General features: G+C 71.1%; 11 protein-coding genes and 1 tRNA gene. 4 read left to right on the top strand and 8 right to left on the bottom strand.

All coding sequences use genetic code 11. The annotated features are described in order from the left end of the window. Positions 1–7 precede the first annotated feature (7 nt). Complete coding sequence (locus ACZ7LU_RS35930; RefSeq protein WP_471919148.1) at positions 8–553, bottom strand: hypothetical protein; 546 nt, start codon at positions 551–553, stop codon at positions 8–10. Positions 554–652: 99 nt separating this feature from the next. On the opposite strand from ACZ7LU_RS35930, the gene ACZ7LU_RS35925 reads away from it, so the two are divergent. The 3 genes from ACZ7LU_RS35925 to ACZ7LU_RS35915 all read left to right on the top strand — a co-directional run bounded on the left by ACZ7LU_RS35925 (position 653) and on the right by ACZ7LU_RS35915 (position 4,064). Continuing rightward, a complete protein-coding gene (locus ACZ7LU_RS35925) occupies positions 653–1,357 on the top strand; it encodes a response regulator transcription factor (protein ID WP_468082822.1) in 705 nt (234 codons plus the stop codon). Beyond that, positions 1,354–2,760, top strand: coding sequence for a sensor histidine kinase (locus tag ACZ7LU_RS35920; protein ID WP_398298020.1), 1,407 nt, complete (start codon positions 1,354–1,356; stop codon positions 2,758–2,760). Before ACZ7LU_RS35925 ends, ACZ7LU_RS35920 begins: the two co-directional genes overlap by 4 nt. 260 nt (positions 2,761–3,020) lie before the next feature. Beyond that, positions 3,021–4,064 carry a chitinase gene (locus tag ACZ7LU_RS35915; protein WP_471919147.1) on the top strand — a complete coding sequence of 348 codons (1,044 nt, stop codon included), beginning with the start codon at positions 3,021–3,023 and terminating at the stop codon, positions 4,062–4,064. A 37-nt stretch (positions 4,065–4,101) separates the two neighbouring features. Here the strand turns inward: ACZ7LU_RS35915 and ACZ7LU_RS35910 are convergent, their stop codons facing one another. The 4 genes from ACZ7LU_RS35910 to ACZ7LU_RS35895 form a co-directional block, all read right to left on the bottom strand. Then, on the bottom strand, positions 4,102–5,523 hold the full coding sequence (locus tag ACZ7LU_RS35910) for a GH1 family beta-glucosidase (protein ID WP_471919146.1): 1,422 nt from the start codon (positions 5,521–5,523) through the stop codon (positions 4,102–4,104). Between the two features lie 98 nt (positions 5,524–5,621). Then, positions 5,622–6,500: a carbohydrate ABC transporter permease gene (locus ACZ7LU_RS35905; RefSeq protein WP_468082829.1), complete on the bottom strand. Its 879-nt coding sequence runs from the start codon at positions 6,498–6,500 to the stop codon at positions 5,622–5,624. Next, positions 6,497–7,501, bottom strand: coding sequence for a carbohydrate ABC transporter permease (locus ACZ7LU_RS35900; protein ID WP_468560308.1), 1,005 nt, complete (start codon positions 7,499–7,501; stop codon positions 6,497–6,499). The genes ACZ7LU_RS35905 and ACZ7LU_RS35900 overlap by 4 nt, the downstream gene beginning before the upstream one ends. Before the next feature lie 5 nt (positions 7,502–7,506). Then, positions 7,507–8,820, bottom strand: coding sequence for an extracellular solute-binding protein (locus ACZ7LU_RS35895; RefSeq protein ID WP_471919145.1), 1,314 nt, complete (start codon positions 8,818–8,820; stop codon positions 7,507–7,509). Positions 8,821–9,132: 312 nt separating this feature from the next. On the opposite strand from ACZ7LU_RS35895, the gene ACZ7LU_RS35890 reads away from it, so the two are divergent. Further along, entirely contained in the window at positions 9,133–10,188 is a 1,056-nt protein-coding gene (locus ACZ7LU_RS35890) for a LacI family DNA-binding transcriptional regulator (protein WP_398298013.1), read from the top strand. Positions 10,189–10,292: 104 nt separating this feature from the next. On the opposite strand, the gene ACZ7LU_RS35885 is transcribed toward ACZ7LU_RS35890, so the two are convergent. The 3 genes from ACZ7LU_RS35885 to ACZ7LU_RS35875 all read right to left on the bottom strand — a co-directional run bounded on the left by ACZ7LU_RS35885 (position 10,293) and on the right by ACZ7LU_RS35875 (position 12,319). Further along, positions 10,293–10,365: transfer RNA gene (locus ACZ7LU_RS35885), tRNA-His, on the bottom strand. Between the two features lie 111 nt (positions 10,366–10,476). After that, positions 10,477–11,079 (bottom strand): oligoribonuclease, encoded by a 603-nt coding sequence (orn, locus tag ACZ7LU_RS35880; RefSeq protein WP_398298012.1) that lies wholly within the window; start codon positions 11,077–11,079, stop codon positions 10,477–10,479. A gap of 10 nt (positions 11,080–11,089) precedes the next feature. After that, complete coding sequence (locus ACZ7LU_RS35875) at positions 11,090–12,319, bottom strand: helix-turn-helix domain-containing protein (RefSeq protein ID WP_398298011.1); 1,230 nt, start codon at positions 12,317–12,319, stop codon at positions 11,090–11,092. Positions 12,320–12,519: the final 200 nt, after the last annotated feature.

Raw genomic sequence — 12,519 nt, 5'->3', positions numbered from 1 at the left:
GCGAAGCTCAGGACTTGTCGATCTCCACGCGCGGCGCCGTGTCGTGCCACGTGCAGAACACCGAGACGCGGGCCGCGCCCCCGGTGAACTCCACCCGGATCCACTTGTCCTGCTTCCACGTCTGCACCGACCAGCCCGCCGCGGGCGTCGCCGAGACCAGCGTCGCGGAGTCCTTGCCGAGGTCGAGGACGACCCGGCCGCCGTCGGTGCTGTAGCTCTTCACCGTGCCGGAGTTCGTGGGTGGTGGGGCCGAAGGATCGTCGGAGGGTGTCCTGGACGGTCCGGCGGATTTCGGGGCAGTCGGCGGCTTCGGTGATCTCTCGGGCTTCCGGGACTTCTCGGGCTTCTCGGCCGGTGTCGACTCGGGGCGGTGCGTCGAGGACGCCAGCGGCTCCGCGCGGCCCGCGCCGCCGTCCTCACCGGCCAGCGGCAGGGCGCGCGGCGGGTCGTAGGCGGTGCCCGCCAGCACAGTGTGGACGCCCCACCAGGACAGCGTGACCGCCGCGCCCGTGGCGAGCGACCAGGCGATTCCGTGTACGAGTCCTCTGCGCATCGCGGGCCATACTGCACCACGCGTCGCGCCGCTGTCCCCCGGGGGCACGGTCACCCGGGAGGGGGACCGCGTTCCTCCGTATGGCGTACGGTGCCGCCCATGGCAAGTGTGCTCGTCGTCGAGGACGACCAGTTCGTACGCTCCGCCCTCATCCGGCATCTGACCGACGCGTCGCACACCGTGCGCAGCGTCGGCACGGCCCTGGAGGCGCTGCGCGAGGTCGCCCATTTCCGCTTTGACGTGGTGATCCTGGATCTCGGCCTGCCCGACCTCGACGGGTCGGAGGCACTGAAGATGCTCCGCGGCATCACGGACGTCCCCGTGATCATCGCGACCGCGCGGGACGACGAGACGGAGATCGTGCGGCTCCTGAACGACGGCGCCGACGACTACCTCACCAAGCCGTTCTCCGTCGAGCACCTCTCGGCACGCATGGCCGCCGTGCTGCGCCGCGCGCGCGTCCCGGCCGGCGAGGCGGCGCCGGGCAGCGTGCTCCGGGTCGGCGGGCTCTCCATCGACCCGCTGCGGCGCCAGGCCGAGCTGGACGGGGCGCGCCTCGACCTGACCCGGCGCGAGTTCGACCTGCTCGCCTTCCTCGCCGGGCGGCCCGGTGTCGTCGTGCCGCGCAAGGAACTGCTCGCCGAGGTCTGGCAGCAGAGTTACGGCGACGACCAGACCATCGACGTACATCTGTCGTGGCTGCGGCGGAAGTTGGGGGAGACGGCCGCCCGGCCGCGCTATCTCCACACCCTGCGCGGGGTCGGGGTGAAGCTGGAGCCGCCGCCGGCGGAGCCCGCGCCGTGAGGTGGGCTCTCGTCAAGGTGTGCCTGGCCGTCACGACGATGGTCGTGGTGGCGTTCGCGGTGCCGCTCGGCCTCGTCGTCAAGGAGATGGCCAGGGACCGCGCCATCTCGAACGCGGAACGGCACGGCGCGGGCATGGGCCCCACGCTCTCCATCACCACCGACCGCGAGGAGCTGACCCGGGCCGTCGCCTCGTCCGAGGCGGGCGGCGACGGCCGGATGGCCGTGTACGTGCCGGCCGTGGACGGCGCCGACGCCTTCGAGGTCGGCGAGCCGAGGGCCGGGGCGCGGGCCGTGGCGGCGACCCGCGAGGAGGGCCGGGCCAGGACCACCGGGGTGCCCGGCGGCTTCGTGGTGCTGCAGCCGACCGCGCTCAGCTCGGGCACGGCGGTCGTGGAGATCTACGTCCCCGAGGCCGAGGTCAGCAATGGCGTGGCCACGGCGTGGCTGGTGCTCGCGGGCGTCGGCATCGCGCTCGTCATCGGCTCGGTGGCGGTCGCGGACCGGCTCGGCGTACGCATGGTCCAGCCCGCCAAGCGGCTGGTGGGCGCCGCACACGACCTCGGTGAGGGGAAGCTGGGCGCGCGGGTGCCGGAGGAGGGGCCGAAGGAGCTGCGGCTCGCCGCGGTGGCGTTCAACTCGATGGCGGACCAGGTGGTGCGACTCCTCGCCAATGAGCGGGAGTTGGCGGCCGACCTGTCGCACCGCCTGCGGACGCCGTTGACCGTCCTGCGGCTGAACGCGGCCTCGCTCGGCGAGGGGCCCGCCGCGGAGCAGACCCGCACGGCGGTCGAGACGCTGGAGCGCGAGGTCGACACCATCATCCGCACCGCGCGCGACGCGAAGCCGCAGACCGCGACGGTCGGACCCGGCGCGGGCTGCGACGCCGCCGAGGTGATCAGGGAGCGGATGGCGTTCTGGTCGGCGCTCGCCGAGGACGAGGGGCGCGAGGTGCGGGTGGCGGGTGTCGAGCGGCCGGTCCGCATCCCGGTGGCCCGCGCCGAACTGGTCGCCGCCCTCGACGCGTTGCTCGGCAACGTCTTCCGGCACACGGGCGAAGGCACCGCCTTCTCGGTGGACGTGCACAGCGGCGAGGACGCCGTGATCGTGCTCGTCTCCGACGCGGGCCCCGGCATCGCCGACCCGGAGGCCGCGCTCGCCAGGGGCGCGGGCTCCGGCGAGGACGGCTCCACGGGTCTCGGCCTCGACATCGTGCGCCGCCTCGCCGAGTCGACGGGCGGCGACGTCCGCATCGGCAGCTCGGTCCTCGGCGGCACGGAGGTCCGCATCTGGATACAGCTGGACGCCCGCCGCCCGGCGGAGGGGCGCCGGGGCCACCGGGGGACCGCGGTGCGCGGCCGCAAGCGCGCCCCGGGACCGAGCCGCCCGGGCCGGACGGCGTGACGCCGGCCGGGGAGAGCTACTTCCTCGGGAACATCGCCTGACTGGCCGAGTCGACGAACGGCGCCACCACATTGACGCAGTCCGCGCGCCGGTTCGCCCGCCCCGTACGCGATCTTTAATCGGCCCCCATCCCTCCCTTAAGCGCACCCTAAGATCGCCGGCCCCCGCCCCGCATGGGCGTTTTGTCGTTTCTCGCGCGGCTAGCGTGCTGCCGCACCCCCACCCCGTACAACTCCCCCTACAGCTAAGGCAGGCACGCCATGAGCAGCACGCACCGGCGCACGGTCAGCACCCGGTCCAAGGTCGTCGGCGGACTCGTCGCCGCGTCCCTCGTCGGCGGCGGCGCGTTTCTCTTCTCCGGGACGGCGCTCGCGACGAAGGCCGCCCCCGCACAGACGAAGGCTGCCCCCGCGAAGGCGAAGTTCGCGCCCTTCGTCGACACCTCCCTCGCCCCGGCCTACGACCTCCTCGACACCGCGGAGAAGACCGGCGTGAAGGAGTTCAACCTCGCGTTCATCACCTCCGGCGGCGGCTGCGAGCCGCTGTGGGGCGGCACCACCGGACTCGGTGACGACAAGGTGGCCGCGCAGATCGACGGCCTGCGCGCCAAGGGCGGCGACGTCCGCGTCTCCTTCGGCGGCGCGGCCGGTTCCGAGCTGGGCCTGAAGTGCGACAGCGCCGACTCCCTCGCCGCGGCGTACGGCAAGGTCGTCGACGCGTACGACCTGACCAAGGTCGACTTCGACATCGAGGGCGCCGCGCTGCCCGACACCGCGGCCAACACCCGCCGCGCCCGCGCGATCGCTCAACTGCAGGAGCGGCACCCGGACCTGGACGTGTCGTTCACGCTGCCCGTGATGCCCGAGGGCCTGACGCAACCCGGCGTCGACCTGCTCACCGACGCGAAGAAGAACGGCGTGCGGATCGACGCGGTCAACATCATGGCCATGGACTACGGGCCCGCCTACAGCGGCGACATGGGCGAGTACGCGATCCAGGCCGCCACCGCCACGCAGAAGCAGCTCAAGACCGCGCTCGGCCTCTCCGACAAGGCCGCGTGGCAGACCGTCGCCGTCACCCCGATGATCGGCGTCAACGACGTCACCACCGAGGTCTTCAGGACCGAGGACGCCACCGAGCTCGTGAAGTTCGCCGAGTCCAAGGGCGTCGGCCGGCTCTCCATGTGGTCCTCGACCCGCGACAAGGCCTGCGAGGGCGGCGCGTCCGGCTCCGCGCAGCCGACGTGCTCGTCCATGGAGCAGCAGCCGCTGGAGTTCACGAAGGCGTTCGCCGCGTACAAGTAGCGAACCCCCGGCCGGGACGCCGCCCTGCCCGCACCCGTCAGCCCACGACGGACTCCGCGGGCAGCGCGCCCGCCCCCGCGACCGTCGCGTACCAGTGGGCGCTGGACTTCGGGGTGCGGACCTGCGTCTCGTAGTCGACGTAGACCGCGCCGAACCGCTTGCCGTAGCCGTACGACCACTCGAAGTTGTCCAGGAGCGACCACAGGTAATAGCCGCGCACGTCGGCGCCGTCGGCGATGGCGCGGCGGACGGCGCTCAGGTGGCCGTGCAGATAGGCGATGCGCTCCGGGTCGTGGACGCGGCCGTCCGGGTCTGGCTTGTCGTCGTAGGCCGCGCCGTTCTCCGTGATGTACATCGGGAGCCCGGGCGCCTCCCGGGAGTACCGCATGATCAGCTCGTGCAGGCCCGTCGGGTCGATGGTCCAGCCCATCTCGGTGCGCTCGCCCGGCGTCTGGTGGAAGGCGACGTCGTCGGAGCCCGGCCACGGGGAGTGCTCGCTCACCCCGTGCCCGTCGGCGCGCCGGGTCGCGGAGCCGTCCGGCGCGGCCGAGACAAGGGCGGGCGTGTAGTAGTTGAGGCCGAGTGCGTCCAGCGGCTGGTGGATGGCGGCCAGGTCGCCGTCCTGCACGCAGGACCAGTCGGTGATCCGGGCCGTGTCCGCGAACAGGTCCGCCGGGTAGGCGCCGTGCAGCATCGGGCCGTGGAAGACGCCGTTGGCGAGGTTGTCGATGCGCCGCCGGGCGTCCTGGTCGCCCGGCGCGTCGGAGACCGCCCTGACCACCGCGGAGTTGAGGCTCACCGCGACACCGGCGCGGGCCGGCAGGACGGCGCGCAGCGCCTGGGTGCCCAGGCCGTGCGCGAGGTTCAGGTGGTGGGCGGCGTGCAGGGCGGCCGCCGGGTCGGTGCGGCCGGGGGCGTGCACGCCGGAGCCGTAGCCGAGGAAGGCGCTGCACCAGGGTTCGTTGAGGGTGATCCAGGACGGGACGCGGTCGCCGAGCGCCTCGCCGACGATGCCCGCGTACTCGGCGAACCGGTACGCCGTCTCGCGCGCCGGCCAGCCGCCCGCGTCCTCAAGCTCCTGCGGCAGGTCCCAGTGGTAGAGGGTCAGGGCGGGCTGGATGCCGCGGCCGAGCAGCTCGTCGACGAGGCGCCGGTAGAAGTCCAGGCCCCGCTGGACGGCGGGGCCGCGCCCGGTGGGCTGCACGCGGGACCAGGAGACGGAGAACCGGTAGGCGTTCAGGCCCAGGTCCGCCATGAGCTCCACGTCGTCGCGGTAGCGGTGGTAGTGCTCGACGGCGATGTCACCGGTGTCGCCGCCGGCCGTCCGGCCCGGGGTGTGGCTGAAGGTGTCCCAGATGGAGGGCGTGCGGCCGTCCTCACGCACGGCACCCTCGATCTGGTACGCGGAGGTGGCGGTGCCCCAGAGGAAGTCGGCGGGAAAGGCAAGGGATTCGGACATGGAAGCGCTCCCACGGGAGAGAGGAAAGGGGTACGAGAGGAAGGCGAAGCGGGGGTGAGGGCGGGGGAGGCCCGGGAGCCCGGAGGCTCCCGGGGAGTTCAGCCCTTGACCGCGCCCTGCATGATGCCGCTCACGATCTGCTTGCCGAACAGGACGAACGCGAGCAGCAGCGGCAGCGTGCCGAGCAGCGCACCCGCCATGATCACCGCCCGGTCGGGGATGTAGCCCGTACCCAGGGAGTTGAGCGCCACCTGGACGGTCGGGTTCGACTGGTTGAGCGCGATGATCGGCCACAGGAAGTCGTTCCAGGCCATGACGAACGTGAGCAGCCCGAGGACGGCCATCGCGGGCCGCGCCGCGGGGAACACCACGTGCCAGATGATCCGCAGGCTGCTGGCCCCGTCCATCCGCGCCGCCTCGATCAGCTCGCTCGGCAGCGCCTGCGTGAGGTACTGCCGCATGAAGAAGACACCGAAGGCGCTCACGAACGTCGGCAGGATCACCGCCTGGAGCTGGTTCGTCCACTGCAGGTCGGCGACCCACAGATAGAGCGGTACGACGCTGAGCTGCGGCGGCACCATCATCGTGCCGATGGTCAGCAGGAGCAGCGCCCCGCTGAACCTGAACTTCAGCTTGGCGAAGGCGAAGCCGGCGATGGTGGAGAACAGGACCGTGCCGATGGTGATGCTGCCCGCCACGATCGTGGTGTTGAGCATCGCGTCGCCGAGGCTCGCCTCGGTCCAGGCCCGTTCGAGGTTCTTGAAGAGGTTGCCGCCGAACCACAGGGGCGGCGGGGTCTGGGCGAGCCGCCCGCTCGTCCGCGAGGCCGCGATCGCCGTCCAGATCAGCGGCGCCAGCGAGACGGCCGTGAACAGCGCGAGGACGAGGTAGGTGACGGGCCCCGCGTGCATCGTGCGGCCGGCCTTCGGACCCAGCCGACGCCCTCCGGACTTCGGGTCCACCGTGCGGGCCTTCATCGGTCCTTCCTCAATCGTCGGGCGATCAGCAGATTGACCGCGGCGATGAGCAGCAGGATCACGAACATCAGCCAGGCGACCGCGGACGCCCGGCCCAGGTGGCCGTTGATCCAGCCCTGGTCGTACAGATAGAGCCCCAGCGTCTGGAACTGGTGGTCGGCGCCGCCCTTGGACCCGGCCGTGCCGCCGAACAGCAGCGGCTCGCCGAAGAGCTGGGTCGCCCCGATGGTGGAGACGACCACCGTGAACAGGATCGTCGGCCGCAGCATCGGGATGGTCACGTGCCAGAACTGCTGCCAGCGCGAGGCGCCGTCCAGCGAGGCCGACTCGTACAGGTCGTGCGGCACGGCCTGCATCGCCGCCAGATAGATCAGCGCGTTGTACCCGGTCCACCGCCAGATGACGATCGAGGACACCGCGAACTGCGAACCCCACGACGACTCACGCCAGTTGACGGGATCGATGCCCACCGACCCGATCATCCAGTTGACCATGCCGCCGTCCCACGCGAACAGCAGCGTGAAGACCAGCGAGGCGCTCGCCACCGACGTGGCGTACGGAGCGAGCATCGCCACGCGCCACAGCGTGGAGCCGCGCAGCTTGTAGTTGAGCAGGTGAGCGATGCCGAGGGCGACGGCCAGCTGCGGGACGGTGGAGATGACACCGATGGTGAAGGTGTTGCCGAGCGCGTTCCAGAAGTAGTCGCTCTGCAGCAGGTTGGTGTAGTTCTCCAGGCCGATCCAGGTGCTGTCGTCGAGGTTGGTCAGCGACAGGCGGTGCAGCGACGCCCAGCCGGTGTAGAGCAGCGGGAAGAGGCCGAAGGCGCCGAAGAAGAGGAAGAAGGGGGCGACGAAGACGTACGGCGACGCTTTTATGTCCCAGCGGTACAGACGGCTGCGCCACGACGACGTGGGGGAGGCCTTGCGGCTCCCGGACGCGGCCGGGGCCGCGTCCCCCGCACCGGGGGACGCGGTCTCGGCGTACTCAGTGGTCTCGGACATGGGCGTCACTGTCCCAGAACGTCCTTGATCTCTTCCTGCGCGGCCTTCCAGCCCTCGGCCGGGGACTTGCCCTGTTGCTCCACCTGGAGCACACCGATGTCGGTGATGGACTGGCCGATCTGGGCGTCCTTCAGGCCGTAGACGGCCGAGGGGGTGTTCTTGGCGATGCCGGCGTAGATCTCCGTGATGGGCGCGTCGTTGAAGTACGCCTTCGTGGCGGGCGACGGCTTCAGCGTGTCGTAGACCGACGGGGTGGACGGGAAGCTGGCCTGCTTGGCGAAGATCTTCGCGAGCTGCTCGGGCTGGGTCAGCCAGACGGCGAGCTCGGTCGCCTCCTTCTTGTGCTTGCCCGCGCTCGGCACGCCGAGGAACGTGCCGCCCCAGTTGCCGTCCGTGGGCGCCTTGGCCATGTCCCACTGGCCCTTGCCCTCGGGGCCCGTCTTCTCCTGGATGTAACCGGCCATCCACGCGGGGCAGGCCACGGTCGCGAACTTGGCGTTGGCGAAGCCCTGGTCCCACGTCGGGTCGAACTGCTTGAGCTTGGCGGACATGTCGCCCTGCGCGACCTTCATCGCCGCCGCCCAGGCGTCCTTGCGGCCCTGGCTGTCCTCGTAGATCTCCTTGCCGCCCTTGTCGTAGTACCGCTCTTTCGCCCCGGCGAAGACGGCGTTGTAGACACTGGAGGCGGAGTCGACGAACTTGCTGCCCCCGGGCGCCTTCTTCATGTACTTCTCGCCCATGGCGACGTACTTGTCCCAGTCGCCGGCCCACTCCTCGGCGAGCTTCTCGCGGTCGGTGGGCAGGCCTGCCTTCTCGAAGAGGTCCTTGCGGTAGCAGAGCGCCGTCGGGCCGATGTCGACGCCGAGGCCGATCGTCTTGCCGTCCTCGGTCGTGGCCTGCTGCCACTTCCAGTCGAGATACGTCGACTTCTTGACGCCCTCGGCCTTGCTCAAGTCCTCGAACTTGGCGCCCTGGGTCTGCACGACCTCGGTGATGTTGCTGACCTCTATGGCCGCGACGTCGTTGACACCCGCGCCCGACTGCAGCTGGGTGAGGAGCTTCGGGTAGTAGGCGTCGTTCCGCTCGATGACGTTCTCTTTGATCTTGATGTTCGGATGCGACTTCTCGTACTCGTCGTAGAGACCGGCCTGCTTCAGGCCCAGTACGCCGAACGTGCCGACATTGAGCGTGATCTTGCCGTCGCCGCCTGCCGAGCCACTGTCGTCGTCGCTCGAACATGCGGTCAGCAGGCCCGTGGCCAGCGCGGTCGCTGCCGCGTAGGCCACCAGTCGGCGGGACCGGCGGTGATTGGTGCGCATGACGTCCTCCTGTTGCCTGACGTGCCGACCCCCCGGCCAACTGCACTGCTGGGCCCGTTGGTTCACGCTGCGGCTCGGGCGGGGAACGTGCGGGTTGTGTACGTGTCAGGTAGTGTGGGAGCGCTCCCACAGGTGATGAGTTGAAGACTCGTGGCTGGGGACGGGGGTGTCAAGGGACCGGACAGAGAGTTATGTCTTCGGTTATCGGGCCGTTACGGGAGGCCCCTGGTTCGGCCCGGCTCCGGCTCGGCGGCCCGCCAAAGATCGGGCTGTTACATTCCTCGCCGGGGGAAGTGTGACGGGAGGCGGACAATGGCAGCTCACGCAGCGCGCGGCCGCAGTGGCGGCCGGCCCACTCTGGAAATGGTCGCCGCGCGGGCGGGGGTCGGCCGGGGGACGGTCTCCCGGGTGATCAACGGCTCGCCCCGGGTGAGCGAGGCGACCCGCACGGCCGTCGAGGCCGCCGTCGCCGAACTGGGGTACGTCCCGAACACCGCGGCCCGCGCCCTCGCCGCCAACCGCACGGACGCCATCGCCCTGGTCGTGCCCGAGCCCGAGACCCGCTTCTTCGCCGAGCCGTACTTCTCCGACGTCCTGCGCGGGGTCGGCGCCGAGCTCAGCGAGACCGAGATGCAGCTGCTGCTGATCTTCGCGGGCAACGACCAGCGGCGCCAGCGCCTGGCCCAGTACCTCGCGGCCCACCGGGTCGACGGGGTGCTCCTCGTCTCGGTGCACGCCGACGACCCGCTGCCCGACCTGCTGTCCCAGCTGGAGATCCCCGCGGTGATCAGCGGCCGCCGCTCCGCCGAGGAGGCACTGCCCTCCGTCGACTCCGACAACTACGCCGGGGCGTGCTCGGCCGTGGAGCACCTGCTCTCCCGCGGCCGCACCTCCATAGCCACCATCACGGGCCGCCTCGACGTGTACGGAGCCCAGCGCCGCCTCGACGGCTACCGCGCCGCCCTGCGGGACGCGGGCCGCCCGGTGGACGAGCGGCTGATCGTGCCGGGCGACTTCACTGAGGAGGGCGGCCGGCGGGCGATGCGGGAGCTCCTCGCCGCCTGCCCCGAGGTGGACGCGGTCTTCGCGGGCTCCGACGTGATGGCGGCGGGCGCCCGGCAGGCGCTGCGCGAGGCGGGCCGCCGCATACCCGACGACGTGGCGCTCGTCGGCTTCGACGACTCGGCGATCGCCCGGCACATGGACCCGCCGCTGACGAGCGTGCGGCAGCCGATCGAGGAGATGGGGCGGGCGATGATCGACCTGCTGCTCGCCGAGATCGCGGACAGCCGCCCCGCGGCCGCCCGGCGCCTGGAGCGGCGCCAGCTGGTGCTCCCGACGGAACTGGTGGAGCGGGCGTCTTCCTGACGCCCGGGGAAGCGGTCGGCCCGTGGGAGAACACGGAAAACCCGTGGGAGAACACGGAAAAGCGGAAGGGCCCCGGTTCTCTCGAACCGGGGCCCTTCCTTCAGGGTGAGTGACGGGACTTGAACCCGCGGCCACCTGGACCACAACCAGGTGCTCTACCAACTGAGCTACACCCACCATGTCCGGTCTTTTGTCGTTCTTCCGACCGGCCGAGAAAAAGTGTACAGGGTCCGAAGGGGTGCTCGCGCACACCTTTTCCGGACCCCGTACGAAGGGGACCCGCGGAGGCTACTCCGCAGGCAGGACGTGCTTGGCCGCGATCGTCCGCGCGGTCTCCGAGTCCGGGCCGGGCTGCGGCACGAAGATCGCCTCGCGGTAGTAGCGCAGCTCGGCGATGGACTCGCGGATGTCGGCGAGCGCGCGGTGGTTGCCGTTCTTGTCCGGGCTGTTGAAGTACGCCCTCGGATACCAGCGCCGGGCCAGCTCCTTGATCGAGGAGACGTCGACGATCCGGTAGTGGAGGTACTCCTCCAGCGTCGCCATGTCCCGCAGCAGGAAGCCGCGGTCGGTGCCGACCGAGTTTCCGCACAGCGGAGCCTTCCGCGGCTCCTTGACGTGCTCACGTACGTACGCCAGGACCTGCTCCTCGGCGTCGGCCAGCGTGGTGCCGCCGGCCAGCTCGTCGAGGAGCCCCGAGGCGGTGTGCATGGCGCGCACCACCTCGGGCATGGTCTCCAGCGCCGCGTCCGGCGGGCGGATCACGATGTCCACACCTTCGCCGAGCACGTTCAGTTCCGAGTCGGTGACCAGTGCGGCCACCTCGATAAGTGCGTCATCCGTCAACGAGAGCCCGGTCATCTCGCAGTCGATCCACACCATGCGATCGTTCATGCCCCCAACCCTACGGCGCGCTCCTCTGGCCGGGCAGGGGAGCACGTCCTGGCGCGTACACGTCGGAGTTCGGCTTGCCGGAGTCGGTCGGCACCGAGGTCGACGGGCCGAGCGCGCTCGCGGCCGCCGTGCGCCGGGTCTGGGTCGGCACCGGGCCTGCCTCGACCAGCGTGGGCACGGCCTGCGCCGTCGCGGACACCGGCTCGAGCACGCGCTCGCCCTGCGGCCTGCGGGCGCGGTACGCGGCGCGGTAGGCGGCGGGCGACGAACCCAGCTGGCGCCGGAAGTGACCCCGCAGCGCCACCGGCGAACGGAAGCCGCAGCGGCCCGCGACCTCGTCGACGGAGTAGTCGGAGGTCTCCAGGAGCCGCTGGGCCTGCAGCACCCGCTGGGTGATCAGCCACTGGAGCGGCGCGCTGCCGGTGAGCGAGCGGAACCTGCGGTCGAAGGTCCGCCTGCTCATGTACGCGCGCGCGGCCAGGGTCTCCACGTCGAACTGCTCGTGGAGGTGCTCCAGCGCCCAGGCGACGACCTCGGCGAGCGGGTCGGCGCCGATCTCCTCGGGTAAAGACCTGTCGAGATAGCGCTCCTGGCCGCCGGCCCGGCGCGGCGGCACCACGAGCCTGCGGGCGAGCGCGCCCGCCGCTTCGTTGCCGTGGTCCGTGCGCACGATGTGCAGACAGAGATCGATTCCGGCCGCGGTGCCGGCGCTCGTCAGGACGTCACCGTCGTCGACGAACAGCTCGCGCGGATCCACGTGGACGGACGGATAGCGCTTCGCGAGCGTCGGCGCGTACATCCAGTGGGTGGTCGCGGGACGCCCGTCGAGCAGTCCCGCCGCGGCGAGCACGAACGCGCCGGTGCAGAGCCCGACGATGCGGGCGCCCTCCTCGTGCGCGCGGCGCAGCGCTTCGAGCGCTTCCGGCGGCGGCGGTGAGGTGATCGACCGCCAGGCCGGTACGACGACGGTGCCGGCCCGGCCGATGGCCTCCAGGCCGTGTGGCGCGGTGAGTTCCAGTCCGCCGGTGGTCCGCAGCGGGCCCTCCTCGCCGGCGCAGACCAGCAGCCGGTAGCGGGGGACCCCCGCGTCCTGCCGGTCGATGCCGAACACGGAGAGCGGTATGGAACTCTCGAAAATGGGACCGCCGCTGAAGAGCAGCACCGCTACGATCTCCCGGCGGCGCCGCCCCGAGAGTTTCCGAGCCGCGGCCTCCGGCGCGGCAGTGGAGTCGTGGCTCATGGTGCTAAACCCCCCTTGGGCTTCGCGGCTCCCTGTTCCTGGCGTGCTTGACGTTTTTGACGTGCTTGACGCGCTTGCCTGGCTTGTCGCTGCTGCACGTTTCCCCTCGGTCCTCCACCAGTCCCCCGCCGTAATACAGTCAAGATCGAATCTACTGCGTCCCGTGCTGCCGGGGTGACCAGTTCATCACTCGGCAGATT

The organism is Streptomyces sp. NPDC039462, assembly GCF_055639375.1.
The sequence above is the reverse complement of the archived record's forward strand: the minus strand, read 5'-3'. Positions and strand labels throughout refer to the sequence as shown.